Source organism: Acidovorax sp. GW823-FHT05D11 (assembly GCF_058795695.1).
Genome location: NZ_CM179502.1, coordinates 861,025 through 877,769, shown reverse-complemented (window position 1 = coordinate 877,769; position 16,745 = coordinate 861,025). Strand labels below are relative to the sequence as shown.

The 16,745-nt window shown below is 63.5% G+C and carries 18 protein-coding genes; 1 reads left to right on the top strand and 17 read right to left on the bottom strand.

Annotated features, from left to right (window positions below; translation table 11 throughout):
- Window positions 1–52 precede the first annotated feature (52 nt).
- The 17 genes from AC3RCE_RS04055 to AC3RCE_RS03975 form a co-directional block, all read right to left on the bottom strand.
- Window positions 53–556, bottom strand: coding sequence for a hypothetical protein (locus tag AC3RCE_RS04055; RefSeq protein ID WP_255591266.1), 504 nt, complete (start codon window positions 554–556; stop codon window positions 53–55).
- Window positions 553–1,107 (bottom strand): GspMb/PilO family protein, encoded by a 555-nt coding sequence (locus AC3RCE_RS04050; protein WP_218293190.1) that lies wholly within the window; start codon window positions 1,105–1,107, stop codon window positions 553–555. Before AC3RCE_RS04050 ends, AC3RCE_RS04055 begins: the two co-directional genes overlap by 4 nt.
- Window positions 1,104–2,105, bottom strand: a complete 1,002-nt coding sequence (locus AC3RCE_RS04045) for a PilN domain-containing protein (RefSeq protein WP_218293189.1) — start codon at window positions 2,103–2,105, stop codon at window positions 1,104–1,106. Before AC3RCE_RS04045 ends, AC3RCE_RS04050 begins: the two co-directional genes overlap by 4 nt.
- Window positions 2,102–3,016, bottom strand: coding sequence for a type II secretion system minor pseudopilin (locus AC3RCE_RS04040; RefSeq protein WP_492254578.1), 915 nt, complete (start codon window positions 3,014–3,016; stop codon window positions 2,102–2,104). Before AC3RCE_RS04040 ends, AC3RCE_RS04045 begins: the two co-directional genes overlap by 4 nt.
- Window positions 3,016–3,630 (bottom strand): prepilin-type N-terminal cleavage/methylation domain-containing protein, encoded by a 615-nt coding sequence (locus AC3RCE_RS04035; RefSeq protein ID WP_492254577.1) that lies wholly within the window; start codon window positions 3,628–3,630, stop codon window positions 3,016–3,018. Before AC3RCE_RS04035 ends, AC3RCE_RS04040 begins: the two co-directional genes overlap by 1 nt.
- Window positions 3,627–4,079: a prepilin-type N-terminal cleavage/methylation domain-containing protein gene (locus AC3RCE_RS04030; protein ID WP_492254576.1), complete on the bottom strand. Its 453-nt coding sequence runs from the start codon at window positions 4,077–4,079 to the stop codon at window positions 3,627–3,629. Before AC3RCE_RS04030 ends, AC3RCE_RS04035 begins: the two co-directional genes overlap by 4 nt.
- On the bottom strand, window positions 4,076–4,573 hold the full coding sequence (locus AC3RCE_RS04025; protein WP_255591269.1) for a GspH/FimT family pseudopilin: 498 nt from the start codon (window positions 4,571–4,573) through the stop codon (window positions 4,076–4,078). The genes AC3RCE_RS04030 and AC3RCE_RS04025 overlap by 4 nt, the downstream gene beginning before the upstream one ends.
- Before the next feature lie 42 nt (window positions 4,574–4,615).
- Window positions 4,616–5,059, bottom strand: a complete 444-nt coding sequence (gspG, locus tag AC3RCE_RS04020; protein WP_255591270.1) for a type II secretion system major pseudopilin GspG — start codon at window positions 5,057–5,059, stop codon at window positions 4,616–4,618.
- A 24-nt stretch (window positions 5,060–5,083) separates the two neighbouring features.
- Entirely contained in the window at window positions 5,084–6,292 is a 1,209-nt protein-coding gene (locus tag AC3RCE_RS04015) for a type II secretion system F family protein (protein ID WP_218293185.1), read from the bottom strand.
- On the bottom strand, window positions 6,285–8,003 hold the full coding sequence (locus AC3RCE_RS04010; RefSeq protein WP_218340511.1) for a GspE/PulE family protein: 1,719 nt from the start codon (window positions 8,001–8,003) through the stop codon (window positions 6,285–6,287). Before AC3RCE_RS04010 ends, AC3RCE_RS04015 begins: the two co-directional genes overlap by 8 nt.
- A 72-nt stretch (window positions 8,004–8,075) precedes the next feature.
- On the bottom strand, window positions 8,076–9,089 hold the full coding sequence (locus tag AC3RCE_RS04005; RefSeq protein WP_369641348.1) for a glycosyltransferase family 2 protein: 1,014 nt from the start codon (window positions 9,087–9,089) through the stop codon (window positions 8,076–8,078).
- The gene (locus AC3RCE_RS04000) at window positions 9,086–10,273 is read right to left on the bottom strand and encodes a DUF1972 domain-containing protein (protein ID WP_369641347.1); all 1,188 of its coding nucleotides are present in this window, start codon (window positions 10,271–10,273) and stop codon (window positions 9,086–9,088) included. The genes AC3RCE_RS04005 and AC3RCE_RS04000 overlap by 4 nt, the downstream gene beginning before the upstream one ends.
- A 2-nt stretch (window positions 10,274–10,275) precedes the next feature.
- Entirely contained in the window at window positions 10,276–10,821 is a 546-nt protein-coding gene (gene rfbC, locus AC3RCE_RS03995; RefSeq protein ID WP_218293183.1) for a dTDP-4-dehydrorhamnose 3,5-epimerase, read from the bottom strand.
- A gap of 6 nt (window positions 10,822–10,827) precedes the next feature.
- Entirely contained in the window at window positions 10,828–11,712 is an 885-nt protein-coding gene (gene rfbA / locus AC3RCE_RS03990) for a glucose-1-phosphate thymidylyltransferase RfbA (RefSeq protein WP_218293182.1), read from the bottom strand.
- Window positions 11,713–11,725: 13 nt separating this feature from the next.
- A complete protein-coding gene (gene rfbD / locus AC3RCE_RS03985) occupies window positions 11,726–12,616 on the bottom strand; it encodes a dTDP-4-dehydrorhamnose reductase (RefSeq protein WP_218293181.1) in 891 nt (296 codons plus the stop codon).
- Complete coding sequence (gene rfbB / locus AC3RCE_RS03980) at window positions 12,613–13,707, bottom strand: dTDP-glucose 4,6-dehydratase (protein WP_492254575.1); 1,095 nt, start codon at window positions 13,705–13,707, stop codon at window positions 12,613–12,615. Before rfbB ends, rfbD begins: the two co-directional genes overlap by 4 nt.
- A 111-nt stretch (window positions 13,708–13,818) precedes the next feature.
- Window positions 13,819–15,807, bottom strand: a complete 1,989-nt coding sequence (locus tag AC3RCE_RS03975; RefSeq protein WP_369641344.1) for an SDR family oxidoreductase — start codon at window positions 15,805–15,807, stop codon at window positions 13,819–13,821.
- Window positions 15,808–16,034: 227 nt separating this feature from the next.
- Between AC3RCE_RS03975 and AC3RCE_RS03970 the strand changes: the two genes are divergently transcribed.
- Window positions 16,035–16,637 carry a phasin family protein gene (locus tag AC3RCE_RS03970; RefSeq protein ID WP_218293178.1) on the top strand — a complete coding sequence of 201 codons (603 nt, stop codon included), beginning with the start codon at window positions 16,035–16,037 and terminating at the stop codon, window positions 16,635–16,637.
- Window positions 16,638–16,745 lie beyond the last annotated feature (108 nt).

Genomic DNA, 16,745 nt, shown 5'->3' with positions numbered 1-16,745 from the left:
GGCCGAATGTTCATAGAGATATAGCTCCAATATGGGGGTATGCCGCAGTGGCTTACTGATTTATGGTGGGCCTGCGCAGGCGATCGCCAATAGGACCGGCTTTGGGCGCCGCAGCGCTTCCTGCTTCCAGCGGGCGTTCTACGCGTTGATCGTCCGCAGATAGAAACACCGCGTTGCGGCCGTCAAATGACTCTATCCGCCACGGTTTTGTTTCCCCGGTGATCTTGAGTGTGGTGCCATCCGCACGCTGAAGGATAGCTACACGCTGCAGGCCGGATTCCAGTACGGCCGTAAGGCGTGACTGCGTCAATTCCGTAACCAAGCTGGTCTTCTTTTCATCCACAACCACCGGGCGCCGAGACGTCCAGAACAATGGACGCTCTACGGCCTGCTTAGCGCGGACGCTTATTGGCTCGGGCATGGGTTCGACCTTGGGGAGGTCAGGCTTGCGCGGCGGCGGTGGACTCCATCGATCTTTTTCGTTATGCCACCAGTAAGCACTGGCCGCCAATGCGGCAACCGCCAGTACCGGGCCAAGATGCCAAGGTTTGATCATGGCTTGACCTTTTCTGGTGCCAAGGGAGCCTCCAATTGCAGCGTCAGACGGGCAGTCTGGGGACCGGGCCCGGAGCTCCCCCCCTCGCGCATGATGTTGGCAGTGCGCACCCAGAACGGCGCACGTTGCGTTTGCAAGCTTTCCATGAAATTCACAAGTTTGGCCCATTCGCCGCTGACGGTGGCCGTCAGGCGGATGCGCGCCAGCTTGCCCTCCCCCCCTGGCTCCAACGCAACCTGGGAGGAAACCAGCGTACTCCCAGAGGCCATGATCAACTGGCGGATCTTCTGCTGGATATCGTTCTGCGCAGCCTCACCGGCGGGGTGAAGCAAAGGGGCAACGGTATTGCTCGCGGAGCTGAGCAGCGTCTCGATTTCAGAGCCCGCGTTGACCACGCCCTCCAGCCGCTCGCTGCGAGGCTCCAACTGATGCAGCGCACCTTCGTAGCGTACCCAGAGTGCTCTATAGACCAATGCAGCACATGCCAGCGCACCAATGCACAGCACTAGCAGCAAAACGATCGAATGACGCCGCCAAACATTCATCTTCATGGCTTTGCCCCCTCACCTCGCCAGCGCAATTCGATCGTGAAGCGCTCCTTGTTCAACGCGCCATCGCGCACGTTCGCAGCAGTTGCCCGGACATCAGCAAATCCCGGTTGCCGTCCGAGGTGCCCAATGAGTTCGGTGGCATTGGCAGTCAGGCCAGTGATCTTTATCTCGGATCCATTGACTTCGAGACGATCGAGCCAGGTGTCGGCCGGGATCGCAGATGAGAGCCCGTCAATCACGCTGGCCAGAGGCATGTCGATGGCGATACTCTTGCGCAACTCTTCCGCCATTCCAGCCTGACTGCGCAGTTCATCCATCTTCTGGCGCAGAGGAGCCGCCTTGGGCTCAAGCATGCCGACATGCTGCACAGCGCGGACCACCGCCTGCCGTTTTAGTACGAGTGGCATCAATGCGGGCAGCGACAAAGCGACCAGCAACAGCAACAAAAATGCTGCGGCGGCTCCATCTATCCAGTGCTGGCGGCTGCTCTGCTTTTGCCATGCCGCACCATGGACAGGGAGAGCGCGCCCTTGGCGGACCATGTACACCGGTGCATTCCCCGCAAATCCGTGCTGCGCCAGTTGCTGCTCCAGGGAGCTGCGCCGGCACATACCCCACTCGACCACCCATCCGCCCTGGGCCTTCGGCTCAGCACGCCAGGCAGCCACGATTTGCTCTGGAGGCATGGGTGAAACCCGCCAAAGGGCTTCCTCCACCCCCCCGGCCAGGGAGCGCTGGGGCATGTCCGGCAACTGCACCGTGCCCCATAGGCAGTCAGCTTCTGGCACCAGCAGGCTGGCCGCCTTGCGGTTGTTGGTGCGCTTGCGCAGACGCGTTCCTGAAATGGACCAGCGTCCGCCATCGGAAGCCACGGCGGGATTCGCGATCGAGGGCCAAGCCCCATGCTCCACCAGGACTCGCTTCAGATCACCAAAACCCCAGGCCATTCGGTCCAGCACCTTTTGCGCACGAAGAGATAGTTGCCCCCAACCTGTCATGGCTTGAATTCCTGTTCTGGCTTGTTAAAGCGGCGTGTCGGCTCCAGCGAGAGCATTGTCCACGGCGTCAAGTTGCCTGGACGCTCGCTGAGATCAACCCATGCCTCACGCTGCCACCATCGATCACCCTCAGTCCGCACAAACGCCTTGACACGCACTGTTTGCCCACCGCCTGCCCGGGTAGGCGAGAAAAAGTCGGCTGCGGCTCCTGTTTGGAGCGCCGCAGCCCGCATTTCTGGAGAGGAGTTGTGGATGCGAGCCCCCAAGCCTGGCTGCCCCGAAAGGGCGTCGATCAGTGCTGGAGGAGCCGAACCGGTTTCGATGCGTTGCTGCCCATTGATACCCAAGTGGGGCGCGATTATCTCATAGAGCTCCGACGTCATTCCCAGCACCGATCTCAACTCAGAGAGGTCATCCAGGGCCGCATTGCGGGGCTTGGCGGGCCAGCCCGCCGCACGGTACTGAGCCAACTCGGCCCCCCCCACACCGCCAGGCGTATCGTCAGGATCGATGAAATCCCGCACGCGCGAAGCCAGGATAGCGGCTTCGCCGGATGTCAGGCCGCCCGCCCGTTGGAACAAGGCCTGCATCAAGGCTTCACTTGCGACATTCACATCCACCAGCCCGCCGGAGGGCGTGATCTCCACCCAAACTTCATTGCCCCCCAGGGACAAACGCTGAATGCGGTATCCACTGTCCGCAGTCTTCTCCGACATGACCCGCTGCACCGCCAGCTGGATGACCGCATCCAGCACGGTCTCCGAACGCATGCGCTCCAGATCTAGAGCCGCGCGTTGTGTCTGCTGACGAACACCCCGAGCACTCGCCATCACAACCAATGACAGGGAAGCCACCAGCCACAGCACCAGAATCAACGCTGCGCCTTTGCTACGGCGTTTACTGCGGGCCATCATCTTGCCCTCGTCAAAGGGAAAATCAGCATGGGCCAGTCCCCCTGCGCATCGGCAAGCTCAACCTTGACCCGCGCAGGATACTGTGCTTTGGTGGAGTCCCACTGTTGCGTCCACTCCCCTGTCTGACCATCCTGGTAGTACCACTGGAGTGTTCGAACGTCCGGCAAAAGCGTCTCTCGCAAGGCACGACTCCAATCCAACGCCATCAGAGCCCCGTCATAGGGGATAGCCTCGACAGACAGATCGACACGACCATTCTCATGGCGCAACGGTGTTGTGCGGAACACATACAGCCCTCCCGCATCGCCACGCTCCGGCAAAGGGGCTACCCAAATGACACCCGCCGCATTGCCGCTGAAAAATGTCACAACCTTGTTTTCGCTCGTACGCTGCATCAGCAAACGCAGGGTGTCAAACTTGCGCCCCAGCCACTGGCTGACCACCATCATCCGCTCGGACCGGTCGATCACCCGCTGGTTGCGCTCCTCGGAGCGGCCTATCACGCCGACACCCGCAAACATCAGCGCCACCACGGCTGCCGTGACGGCCAGGGCGATCAGCAGCTCCAGCAAGGTGAACCCGCGAGAGGTTTTGCGAAAGGCCTGGCTCATGACGCAGACCTGTATGGTTTCCAGGTGGTCCACGTCACCGCGGTCACCCCATCTCTGCTGACCTCCACCGTGACCCGCGCCGCGCGCACGGGCCCTCCTGGCGCAGGACGACCGCTTTCGTCCATCATGGGAACCTGCTCGGGCACCACCTGGATGCGCCAGCGCCACACGCCCGACTGCCCGGAATCCTGCTTGATCAGATCTTCGGCATAAACCCCGGCGGCCAGCGCTGACTTGGCCACCAAAGAGGCCTCCACGCGAGCCTCCACATCCATGACATTCTTGGAGCTTTGCCCCACGCTTCGATAGAGGCTTGCCAGTGCAATGGAAGCGATGGCCATGGCAACCAGCGCCTCCAGCAGGCTGAACCCCCGCTGCGGTCGAGGCTCTCGCCTGCATTGCTGAAAAAGCGGGTTCAGAAAAGGGGGCAGGCAGCGTTTCACCGTCATGACGGGGCCACGGTCGTGGCTTGCTCCACCGTTCCGAGCAACCAGTTCACGCGAAAAGTGACACCTTGCCCGCCGCGCAGGACCGCCAACCGCCCGCCTCGAGCACCACCGTCTGCACTGAATACAAAAATCGGCTCTCCCGCTGCGCCTGCTGCAGCCTTGGTGGACTTGGGATTGCGTTCGATGGCTTCCCACTGAACCAGCAATGGTCCAGGCACGTCCAGGGTCAACCGTCCGTCCACTACAAGCCTGCGGATTTCCGGCTGGTAGGTCACGGTCACCGGCCGACCCTCCTGGACACTGAGTGCGCGCGCCTTGTTGAGCTGGCTGGAGACGTCCCGCACCACCTGGCTGTAGCGAGACCGCTCCATGTACGCCTGCCCCCCGGCGCCGACCACCGACACGGTAATGGCGGCCAGTACCAACACGACCAGCATCTCCAGCAAAGTGAAGCCCTGGACGCGGCGCAATGGCGCCATCAAGAGAGGGCTCATGCGAAAGAAACCACCAAGCGGTGCTGCAAACGGGGACGCGGCTCAGTTAAAAACGTCCGAGTTTTCGCCATCCCCGCCCTGCTTGGCATCGGCCCCCAGGGAAAACACGTCCGGCCCCCCGTTGCGGCCCGGGTTCTTGTAAAGATAGGCGGCACCCCATGGGTCAGAGGGCAAGCCCTTCTTCAGGTACGGTCCATTCCAGCCCGGCGCTGTCGCGGGCCGGTCCGCCAGGGCGCGCAGCCCCTCGGCGTCGTTGGGGTAACGGCCCACATCCAGTTTGAAGAGATCCAGGCTTTGTTCGATTTCAGAAATCTGAATACGGGCGGTCTTGGACTTGGCGCCGCCAAGCTGATCCAGCACCTTCGGGCCCACCAGCCCTGCAAGCAGCGTGAGGATCACCAGCACCACCAGCAATTCGATCAGTGTGAAGCCCGACGAACGCTTCGCCCGCGCCATTCCGTTGCTGCCAGAATTCTTTACATTCATATCAAATCTCTTAAACAATCAAAATCAAATTGTGTCGTTAATCGACAAGACACCACCCAGGATTGCAATAATGATGAATGCAACCAAGGCCCCCAGAATAATAATTATCAAAGGCTCCATGGCCGCCAAGACACGCCCCATGGTCCGGCGGCCCTCATCCTCGTAGCGATCCGCCAAGCCCAGCAGCGTAATATCCAGTTGGCCGGTTTCCTCTGCCACGCGAATGAGCTGCGGAGTGCTGGATTTTGCAAAGTACGGAGACGAAAAACCCGTGGAAAGCCGCTTGCCGGTTTTCACGATACCGACCAGCGGCTCGATATCCTTGCGCAGCGCGGTATTGGTCAACGTATCCACTGCAATGCGCAAGGCATCCACCATCGGAACGCCCCGCTGCAGCAAAATGCCGAAGGTCCGGAAATAGATGGCGAACTGCAGGTTCCGCAGCACCTTGCCGAACAGGGGAAGATCCAGCAGCACGCTGTCGAGACGCAACCGCCCCGTGGGCGTTGCGCTCCATCGCGAGCCCAGGAACAGCGCAACTGCCAAGCCTAACAGGATCGCCATCCAGTGGGAGCGGATCAGATCGCTGAGGTCGACCACCAGCCGGGTCGAATAGGGCAGCTTGTCGCCCATGGAGTCGAAGATTTCCCGGAACTGGGGAACCACGAACGCCAGCAGGAGAACGACGGACAAGACAGCGACCACCAGCAAGATGACCGGGTACGTCATGGAAGAAATGACGTAGTTGCGCAGCTTGTCCTCGGCCTCGAGCTGGACCGTGAGTTCCTTCAGGACCACATGCAGCGAACCAGAGGTTTCCCCAGCCCGTATCAGGACCAGATACTGGCGCCCCAGGTCCCGCTCGAAAGGCAGCAGAGACTGGTACAGCGATTTCCCGCCCCGTACCCCCTCCTCCACCTTGGCAATGAATGCTTTCAGCCGCTCCGTGTTCGCCGTCTCCTTGAGCATGACCAGCGCCTTGTCGAGCGGCATGTTGGCCTGCTTGAGATGTGCCATCTCACGGCTGAACAGCAGTATTTCGCTGCGCTTGAGCTTTGCGCCCCGACCTTGCGGCTCATCCTGGGAGACCGCCCCCGATCCATCCGCGATGCGCACCGGTGTCACGCCCTGCCCGATAAGCCGCAGCCGCGCACTTTCCAGATTCAGCGCGCGGACGGTCCCCTGGCAGGCCTTGCCGTCGGACGTGATGCCATCGTATTGAAATTCAATCATTTTGACGAGCGACGCGCAGGACTTCTTCTGCCGTTGTCAGACCCTTGAAGACCTTGGTGGCGCCATCCTGCAACAAGTTCCCCCCGGCATAGGCGCCGTCTTCGCTGCTGAGCTTGGAGCCCCTCTCAAGGACCACCTTCTTGACGTCTTCCGTAAGGACCAGCAGTTCATGGACGGCGATCCGCCCCCGATAGCCCGTGCCCCGGCAGGCGGCACAACCCACGGATTTGTAAATGACCTGCCCCTCTTGCAAAGGCACCCCCAGGGATGCCGCCGCGGCCTGCGCCTGGTCCGGCAAAAGCGGGGTCTTGCACTCCTCGCACAGCTTGCGCACCAGGCGTTGCGCCAGCACGCCGACCACGGATGCCGTGATCAGATAGGGCTCCACCCCCATGTTGATCAGGCGGACGATGGCGCCGAGCGCACTGTTGGTGTGCAGCGTGGACATGACCAGGTGACCCGTCAGCGCGGCCTGCACGGCGATTTCGGCGGTTTCGCCATCGCGCATTTCTCCGATCATGATGACGTCCGGGTCCTGGCGCAGGAAAGAGCGCAGCACCTTGGCAAAGGTCAGTCCGATCTGGGGCTGCACCTGCACCTGGTTGAGCCACTGCAACCGGTACTCCACCGGGTCTTCCACCGTCAGGATCTTGAGGTTTTCGCCCTCCAGCTCCTGCATCGAGGCATACAGCGTAGTGGATTTACCCGACCCCGTGGGCCCTGTCACCAGAAAGATGCCATGCGGCACGCTCAGAAGCTGGCGCATGGTTTTCAGCGTGGGCGGCGTGAAATGCAGGCTTTCCAGTGAAAGCAGGTCGAAGTTTTTTTCCAGCAACCGCATGACGACGGATTCGCCGAACATGGTGGGGATGGTGGACACGCGCGAGTCCATTTCCTTTCCATGCACGCGCAGCTTGGTGCGGCCATCCTGGGGCATCCGGCGTTCCGCAATGTCCAGTTGCGAGAGGATCTTGATGCGGGACACGACCGCGGGGGCATCCTTGTTGTCGATCTCGTCGATGGGATACAGCTCGCCGTCCACCCGAATGCGGACCACCGATTTTTCTTCGTAGGTTTCGATATGGATGTCCGAGGCCTGGGCTGCCACCGCCTGTGAAAGGATGTGGCTCACCCGCTGGATGATGGGGGCCTCCGAGGCCATGTCCCGCAGGTGCTCGATGAATTCGGAGGCCTCGAACTGGTCGCCCCCGGTTTCTTCGTTCTGTTCGGGGTCCTGGACGTACCACTCGTTGAGCTGGCTGGATATTTCGGTTTCGAGGCCGAAGAATATCTTCGGCACATCCCCGAACACCAGGCGCAATGCATCGCGCAATGCAGCGCTCCGGGGGTCCACCGATGCAAACTCCGGCATGGAGTCCGCATCCTCCGCATTGCCCAGGGGAAGCAGGTTGTTGGCCAGCAAGAAGCTGGTATTGAGCCGCGACGTGGCGGGCTTCTCCTTGGGGAAGGCGTCTTGGCGCACCAGAGGCAGGTCAATCTGCCGGGAGAGTGCGGCGTACACGTCGACCTCGGAAACCAGTCCCAGGCTGATGAGCAGGCGGCCCAGGCGTCCGCCCATGGAGCGCTGGACCTCCAGCGCCCTCTCCAGGTCGTTGCGCGACAATTTCTGGTCCGCAAGGAGCATCTCCCCGAGCCTGGGCGCAGCGACATCAACGCTTTCCACTTCACCTACTTCAGCCGAGAGCTTCATTACCGACGCCTTTGAACATTCTTTCAACAACCAAAATACCCAGGCATGATTTGCATCACCCGCAGGGGCGAATCACTTGAACCACAACAAACAGCGGCTTAATCGATCCAGCTCGGGACCCACATAATATTGGCGATATCCCACAATCCTCGCCACAAGCGGCCCGTCCCTCCACGCCAAGTATTTTGACACGTAGCCCTCGTCCAGCCCCAGGGCTCGCAACCGCTGCTGCAGCGCCCGGGCCTGCAGATAGGTGCCCTCTCCCAGCGACCTGACGCGCCTGACGACCCCGCGGCCGTTGGTGAAAAAGCGCAGCAAGCGCGTCCCCAGGCTGCGGTCCTTGGCGCCCAGTTGATTGGCGCCATGCTGGCGGTACAGGATCTGCGGGGTGCGAAGGAAGCTCCGACGGCCACTCCCGCTCACCAGCGCACACCACCAGTCATGCATGATGGCATGGGGCGGCATGGGCAAGGCCATCTGCAGCAGGGTGCGGTTCACCATCATCGTGCATCCCGTCACCTCGTTCACGCTGAGCAGGGAGAGCGGGGAACATTGCCGGGGATCCATCCTCTGGTACGCGGCGAACGAATCGGAGATCACATTCAGGCTCTCGTCGACCACGGTCAGATCGCCATGGACCAGGCAGGGCAGGCCACGCCCTCCTTCCTCCTCCATCCGCATCATCTCCTGCAACGAAACCTCTATTTTCCGGGGCAGCCAGACATCGTCCTGGTCCGAGAACACGGCCCATTCCGCCAGCCCGTCACGCAGGCTGGCTGCCATGAGATTCTCGAAATTGCGGACAACCCCATGGCCACGCGACGGATGGGGCAGCACCACCAGCTGCTCGCCAAAGCGCTCCTTGGAGCGCTCCAGGATCGCCAGCGTCGCATCCGAGGAGCCATCGTCGCTGACCAGGAGCCGGAAGTTCCTGTGTGTCTGGGCCCAGATCGAGTCGAGCTGGCCTTCGAGGTACTTGGCCCCGTTGTAGGTTGCCAGCAGCACATCCACCAGCGGCAGCGCCGTGGTGGCAGCCCCGCCGGATCCAGCGGGCAAGGAAATGGGCCCATCCGCGTGGGAGATCACGGCGCCCTCGTGCCTGCCGCCGCGCTGCGAGGGCGGCATTCCGAATGCATCAGCGCCTCATAGGCATCCGTGATGCCATCCCAGGTGTAGTGCTCCGCCACAATGCCCCGCGCGCGCTGGGCGCGCCGGTGCCGCAGGGCGTCCGACTCGCGCACCACCAGATCCAGGCTGCGCGCGAGCTGCTCGGGGGTCGCAAAATAGTCGGCCGCATCGCGCGCAACCTCGCGGTTGAACGGGTTGTCGTGCGCGATCACCCAGTTTCCACAGGCCAGGGCCTCCAGAAGCGAAGGGTTCGTCCCCCCCACCGAATGGCCATGCAGGTAGCAGGCGGCATGCACGCGCAGGCTCGCCAGCTGCCCGCCGTCGTAGATGCCCCCGATGAACCGCACGCGCTCACTCGCGTGCTGCTGCAACTGCCGCTGGTAGGCCGTGGCACCCGAGACATCCCCCACGATGACGAGTGGCCAGTCTCCGCCGTGCATCACATGGCCCTGGATGATCTCGAGGATATGGTTCTCTGGCTCGGGCCGCGCCACCACCAGCATGTACCGATGGGCTTGCAGGCCCCAGAGGGAAAGCACGGCAGGGTCCACTTGCCGCCCCTCGACCAGTTCCGCGCCGTAGGCGATGAAGCTCGACGGCGCCCCCCGGGGATAGGTCTGGCGGAACCGCTGCGCAATGGCCTCGGCGTCGGCGATGAGGCGCGTCGCGGCCTTGGTGGTTACCCATTCCATGCAACGCAAATACAGGCGCGCGCCCCGGCCCCATTTGCTGCGGGCCCATTCGAGCCCATCCACGTTGATCCAGACCGGGACACCGAACACCCGGGGCCACCAGCAGGCCCATGCAGCGCCATAGCCCAGCATGTAGACAAGGTCGTAGCCACGGCAGGCATCCCAGAGGCAAGCACAATCGTAGGCCAGGACCGATGCCGCCCCCCACCGCGGACGGCGCTTGTACCGCACGCGAACACCCTGGTAGAAAGTGTCCTGCACCGACGACTCGCCGGTTTCCGCATACACGGTGACCTCATGGCCCCGCGCCACCAGGCGGGTAGCGAGCTGTTCGGCGAATGTCTCGAACCCCCCATAACTCGCCGGAATGCCCCGGGCTCCGAGGATGGCGATCCGCAGCGCGGCCGGATTTGTGCGGGCGCCGGTCGCAAGCACCTGCGTCGGTGCCAAGCTCAAAGGTCCGCCTCGGCGAACCAGCGTCCCGCCTGGTCCTTCGCGGACAGCTGGATGGCGGCATCGACGGCAGGCCAGGCGATGGCCAGCTGTGGATCGTCCCAGCGGATGCAGCGTTCGTGCTCAGGGCTGTAGTAATCGGTGGTCTTGTAGAGGAAATCAGCCGATTCGGACACCACCAGGAAACCATGGGCAAGCCCCGGCGGCACCCAGAGCTGCCGGTGGTTGTCTTCCGTCAGCAGCGCTCCGACCCACTGGCCAAAGGTGGGCGATCCCTTGCGGATGTCAACGGCGACATCAAACGCCGCGCCCCGCACCACCCGCACCAGCTTGCCCTGGGCCCTGGGAGGCAGCTGGTAGTGCAGGCCACGCAGCACGCCCTGGCTGCTTCGGCTGTGGTTGTCCTGCACGAAGTCGCACTGGACGCCGGTAGCCTCCTGGAAGGCCTGCTGGTTGAAGCTCTCGTAGAAGAACCCCCGGCTGTCGCCGAACACCTTGGGCTCGATCAGTACGACATCAGGGATGGATTGGCGGATGGAATGCATGGCGGTTCAATAAACTTTGTCGTTCAGCAGGCGCTGAAGGTACTGGCCGTAACCGTTCTTGGACAGAGGCTGGGCCAGGCGCTCGAGCTGGGCACTGTCGATCCAGTTCGAGCGCCAGGCGATTTCTTCAGGGCACGCGATCTTGAGGCCCTGGCGGTGCTCCAGCGTGGCAATGAACTGGCTGGCCTCCAGCAGGCTCTCGTGGGTGCCCGTGTCCAGCCAGGCGTAGCCACGGCCCATGATCTCGACATTCAGCTGGCCCTGGTCCAGGTACAGGCGGTTCAGGTCGGTGATTTCAAGTTCACCCCGTGGCGACGGCTTGAGGCTCTTGGCCATCTGTGCCACCTGGCTGTCATAGAAGTACAGGCCGGTGACGGCATAGCTGCTCTTGGGCTGGGCGGGCTTTTCCTCCAGGGACAGCACCTTGCCCTGCGCGTCGAATTCAGCCACGCCATAGCGTTCCGGGTCGTGCACATGGTAGGCAAACACGCTGGCACCCACCGTGCGCTGCTGTGCATTGCCGAGCAGCTCATGGAAATCATGGCCGTAGAAGATGTTGTCCCCCAGCACCAGGGCACTGGGCGCGCCGTCCAGGAATGCTTCACCGATGATGAAGGCCTGGGCCAGGCCATCCGGGCTGGGCTGCACGGCATATTGCAGGTTCAGCCCCCACTGGCTGCCATCGCCCAGCAGTTGCTCGAAGCGCGGGGTGTCCTGCGGCGTGCTGATGACCAGGATGTCACGGATGCCCGCGAGCATCAGCGTGCTCAGCGGGTAGTAGATCATGGGCTTGTCGTAGACCGGCAGCAGTTGCTTGCTGATGGCCAGGGTGGCCGGGTGCAGCCGGGTGCCAGAGCCTCCGGCGAGGATGATGCCTTTGCGTTGCGTCATGGTCAGGTGCCGTTCAGAGAGTTTCAGCCAGCATGCGCGCCACGCCAGACTGCCAAGGCGGCATCTGCAAGCCAAAGGCGGCCTGCAGCTTGCCGGTGTTCAAGCGCGAGTTGTGCGGGCGCACCGCAGGGGTGGGGAATGCGCTTGTCGGAACTGGCGCCACTTCTTTTGCTTTTATTTCAATAGCAGGTTGTACAAGCTGTGCTTGCGCAAGAACGTATTTTGCGTATTCGTTCCAGTTCGTCTCGCCGGCCGCCACGCAGTGGTAGAGCCCGGCGTCCTGCGGGCGCTGCTGCAGGTGGCGCAGTGCATGGGCGGTCACATCCGCCAGCAGGTCCGCGCCGGTGGGGGCTCCCCACTGGTCATCGATGACGGTCAGGCGATCGCGCTCCTGGGCCAGGCGCAGCATGGTCTTGGCGAAGTTGCCGCCGCGCGCGGCGTAGACCCAGCTGGTGCGCAGGATCAGGTGCTTGGCACCGGCCTCTGCGATCAGCTGCTCGCCTTCGAGCTTGGTGCGGCCGTAGACGCTCAACGGGGCAGGCGCATCGGTCTCCACCCAGGGGCGGCGGCCGCTGCCGTCGAACACATAGTCGGTGCTGTAGTGCACCAGCCAGGCGCCCAGCCGCGCAGCCTCCTGCGCGATGGCGCCGGGAGTGGTGGCATTGAGCGTGCGCGCAAAGTCGGCCTCGCTCTCGGCCCTGTCCACGGCGGTATGGGCCGCGGCATTGACGATGACGTCGGGGCGCAGGGCGCGCACCGTGTCGACCACCCCCGCCGGGTTGGCAAAGTCGCCGCAGTGGTCGGTGCTGTCATGGTCCAGGGCCGTCACCGTGCCCAGCAAGGACAGGCTGCGCTGCAGCTCCCACCCGACCTGGCCGCCCTTGCCAAAGAGCAGGATGTTCATGCGCTGGCGTCCGCGACGGCAGCGGCTGGTGCCTCCTGCGCGTACTGGGTCTGCACCCAGTCGCGGTAGGCACCGGTCTGCACGCTGGCCACCCAGTCGGCATGCTCCAGGTACCACTGCACCGTCTTGCGGATGCCGGTGTCGAAGGTTTCGGCAGGCTTCCAGCCCAGCTCGCGCTCGATCTTGCGCGCGTCGATCGCGTAGCGGCGGTCGTGGCCGGGGCGGTCCTTCACATAGGTGATCTGGGAGCGGTAGCTCTGGCCGTCGGCACGGGGGCGCAGCTCGTCGAGCAGCGCACACACCATGTTCACGATCTCGATGTTGGGTTTCTCGTTCCAGCCGCCCACGTTGTAGGTCTCGCCGGGCGCACCGGCTTCCAGCACGCGGCGGATGGCGCTGCAATGGTCCTTCACGTACAGCCAGTCGCGCACCTGCATGCCGTCGCCATACACGGGCAGGTTCTTGCCGGCCAGGGCGTTGACGATCATCAGCGGGATCAGCTTCTCGGGGAAGTGATAGGGACCGTAGTTGTTGCTGCAGTTGGTGGTGAGCACCGGCAGGCCGTAGGTGTGGTGCCAGGCGCGCACCAGGTGGTCGCTGGCGGCCTTGCTGGCGCTGTAGGGGCTGTTGGGCTCGAAGCCGCGTGTCTCGGCGAAGGCCGGGTCGGTGGGGGCCAGCGATCCGTACACCTCGTCGGTGGACACATGCAGGAAGCGGAACGCCGCGCGCTCGCCCTCGGGCAGCGCGCTCCAGTGGGCGCGCACGGCCTCCAGCAGGCGGAACGATCCCACGATGTTGGTCTGGATGAAGTCTTCCGGCCCGTGGATGGAACGGTCCACATGCGACTCGGCCGCGAAGTTGACCACGGCGCGGGGCTTGTGTTCGGCCAGCAGGCGGGCCACCAGGGCGGTGTCGCCGATATCGCCCTGCACGAAGATGTGGCGCGCATCACCCTGAACACTGTCCAGGTTGTGCAGATTGCCAGCGTAGGTGAGCTTGTCGAGGTTGACCACGGGCTCGCTGGAGGCAGCAAGCCAGTCAAGAACGAAGTTGGCGCCAATGAAACCCGCGCCGCCAGTAACCAGAATCATAGGGAGGGCTGTGTGAAATGCCAGCTCGGCAGAACCCGCGATTATCCCACCCTGCCCGGCCACCAGGTAACAGAGTTCAACGCATGGGCATCTGCGCGGGCCGGACGGTCATCAGAAGTGGATGCCGCGCATCATCTGCTGCAGCGCCACCGCCTCGGCCGACAGCTGCGGCTTGGCGCCCTTGTCACCCTTGGCGGCGGCAGTGGAATCCGGGAACATGCGAAAGCTGGTGTTCATCGTGATCTGCGCCACGCGGGGCACCAGCGCATGCAGCAGCTGGCCGGTGATGCCCAGGCGCGTGGCGATGCGCACCGGCTTGAAGATGCAGGCCTGGGCGATCATGTCGGCCGCCTCCTCGGGGCTCAGCGTGGGCACGTTGTTGTAGATCTTGGTGGGCGCGATCATGGGCGTGCGCACCAGCGGCATGTTGATGGTGGTGAAGGTGATGCCCTGGTCGGCGAACTCGCTCGATGCGCAGCGTGTCCAGGCATCCAGCGCCGCCTTGCTGGCCACATAGGCCGAAAAGCGCGGCGCGTTGGTCAGCACGCCGATGGAGCTGATGTTGACCACATGGCCCTTGCGCTTGGCCACCATGCCGGGCAGAAAGCCCATGGTCACGCGCAGGCAGCCGAAGTAGTTGAGCTGCATGGTGCGCTCGTAGTCGTGGAAGCGGTCGTAGCTCGACTCGATGGCACGGCGGATGGAGCGGCCCGCGTTGTTGATCAGGAAGTCCACGCCGCCGTGGTTGTCGATCAGCAGCTGCACGAAGCGGTCGCAATCGGTCATGTCGGCGATGTCGGCCGAATACGCGATGAAGGCGTAGCCCTTGGCCTTGGCCTCCGCGCACGCCTCGTCGAGCTTGTCCTGGTCACGCCCGCAAATGATGGTGGTCGCACCCGCCTCGGCGAACTTGTGCGCCGCCGCCAGGCCGATGCCCGAAGACCCCCCGGTGATCAGCACGACCTTGCCCGCCACCGTGCCCTTGAGCGTGCGGTCGATGAACAGCTCGGGATCAAGATTGCGCTCCCAGTAGTCCCACAGGCGCCAGGCGTAGTCCTTGAGGTTGGGGCAGGTCACGCCCGAGCCCTTGAGCGCCGCCAGCGTTTCGCGGCAGTCAAAGCGCGTGGGGTAGTTCACGAAGGTGAGCATGTCCTCGGGCAGGCCCAGGTCCTTCATGACGGCATTGCGCACGCGGCGCACGGGCGCCAGGGCCATCAGGCTTTTCTTGATGCTCTTGGGGATGAAGCCGAGCAGCGCGGCGTTGACGAACAGGTTCATGCGCGGCGCATGCGCGGCGCGGCTGAAGATGTCGAGCACATCGCCCACGCGGTAGCCGACCGGGTCCACCAGATGGAAGCACTTCTTGCCGATGTCCTTCTGGTGGCTGATGACGTTGAGCGCGTTCACCACGAAGTCCACCGGCACGATGTTCACGCGCCCGCCCTCCAGGCCCACGGTGGGCATCCAGGGCGGCAGCAGCTGGCGCAGGCGCTGGATGAGCTTGAAGAAGTAATACGGGCCGTCGATCTTGTCCATCTCGCCGGTCGTGCTGTCGCCCACCACCATGGCGGGGCGGTACACCGTCCAAGGCACCTTGCAGTCCTGGCGCACGATCTTCTCGCTCTCGTGCTTGGTCTGGAAGTACGGGTGGTCCAGGCCCTCGGCCTCCTCGAACATGTCCTCGCGGAACACGCCTTCATACAGGCCCGCGGCAGCGATGGACGAGACGTGGTGGAAGTGCCCGGCGTCGATGGCCTTGGCCAGATCGACCGTGTTGCGCGTGCCCTCGATGTTCACGGCGACCTGGGTTTCCTCGTCGGCGGAGAGGTCATACACGGCGGCCAGGTGGTAGAAGTGGTCGATCTGCCCCTTGAGCTTCTTGACGTCTTCCGCAGCCACACCCAGCTTCTTCGCGGTGAGGTCGCCAAACACGGGAATGGCGCGCGTGGCACCCACGCCCCAGAAGCTGCGCAGGTCGGCCACCTTGTCCGCGCTTTCCTTGCGGAGCAGGAAATGCACCACCGCGCCCTTGCGCTCCAGCAGCTTCTTGACCAGCCGCTTGCCAATGAAACCCGTTGCCCCCGTCACGAAATACTGCATGGAAAACTCCTGTGAGATAGCTTCATTCTTGCCCAAGGCCTGCGCGCACCGATTCAGCAGAAACCCGCGCCGATCCTAGGGCCCGCAGCCCGGCGCGGGCTAGACGGCACGCTCTACATTTTTAGGAGCGCGCGCCTACACCTTGCGCGCCGCGCGGCGTACAGTGCGGCCATGCGTCAGAAGCAATCCGCCCTGGCAAACCCACCCAACCGCACAACGGAGGCCCCATGGTCAAGAAACTGCAGAAACTCAGCGCCGACAAGAAAAAGAGCAACGCCCAACTGTCCAGCACCGTCAAGGACTCCGCCCAGCAGATCTGGCTGGCGGGCCTGGGCGCCTTCTCCAAGGCGCAGGAAGAAGGCGGCCGGGTGTTCGAAGCCCTGGTCAAGGAAGGCCTGACCATCCAGCGCAAGACCCAGGCCGTGGCCGAGGAAAAGATCACCGAGGCCACCAGCCGCGTGACCACCATGGCCAGCGACATCGGCTCCAAGGCCCAGGGCCAGTGGGACAAGCTCGAGAACATCTTTGAAGACCGCGTCGCCAAGGCCCTGTCCAAGCTGGGCGTGCCATCGGCCCGCGACCTGCAGGCACTGAGCGCCCGCGTGGATGCACTGGCCAAGGGCGGCAAGGCAGCCCCCGCCAAGGCCGCAGCTGCCGCAAAGCCCGCCGCCAAGGCCCCGGCCAAGAAGGCCCCCGCGAAAAAGGCGGCCCCTGCCAAGGCGGCTGCAAAGCCCGCCGCCAAGGCCGCTCCGGCCAAGAAGGCCGCCGCCAAGAAGCCTGCCGCACGCGCGGCAGCCGACACCGGCGCCAACACCCCATCGGGCAGCTGATTGCACATCAGGCAGGCGGCAGGCAACACCACCGTGCCGCCCCTGAAAAAAGGCGGTCAATGCGCGAGAGCGTGTTGGCCGCCTTTTTTTGGCCGGAGCCCACGCCTT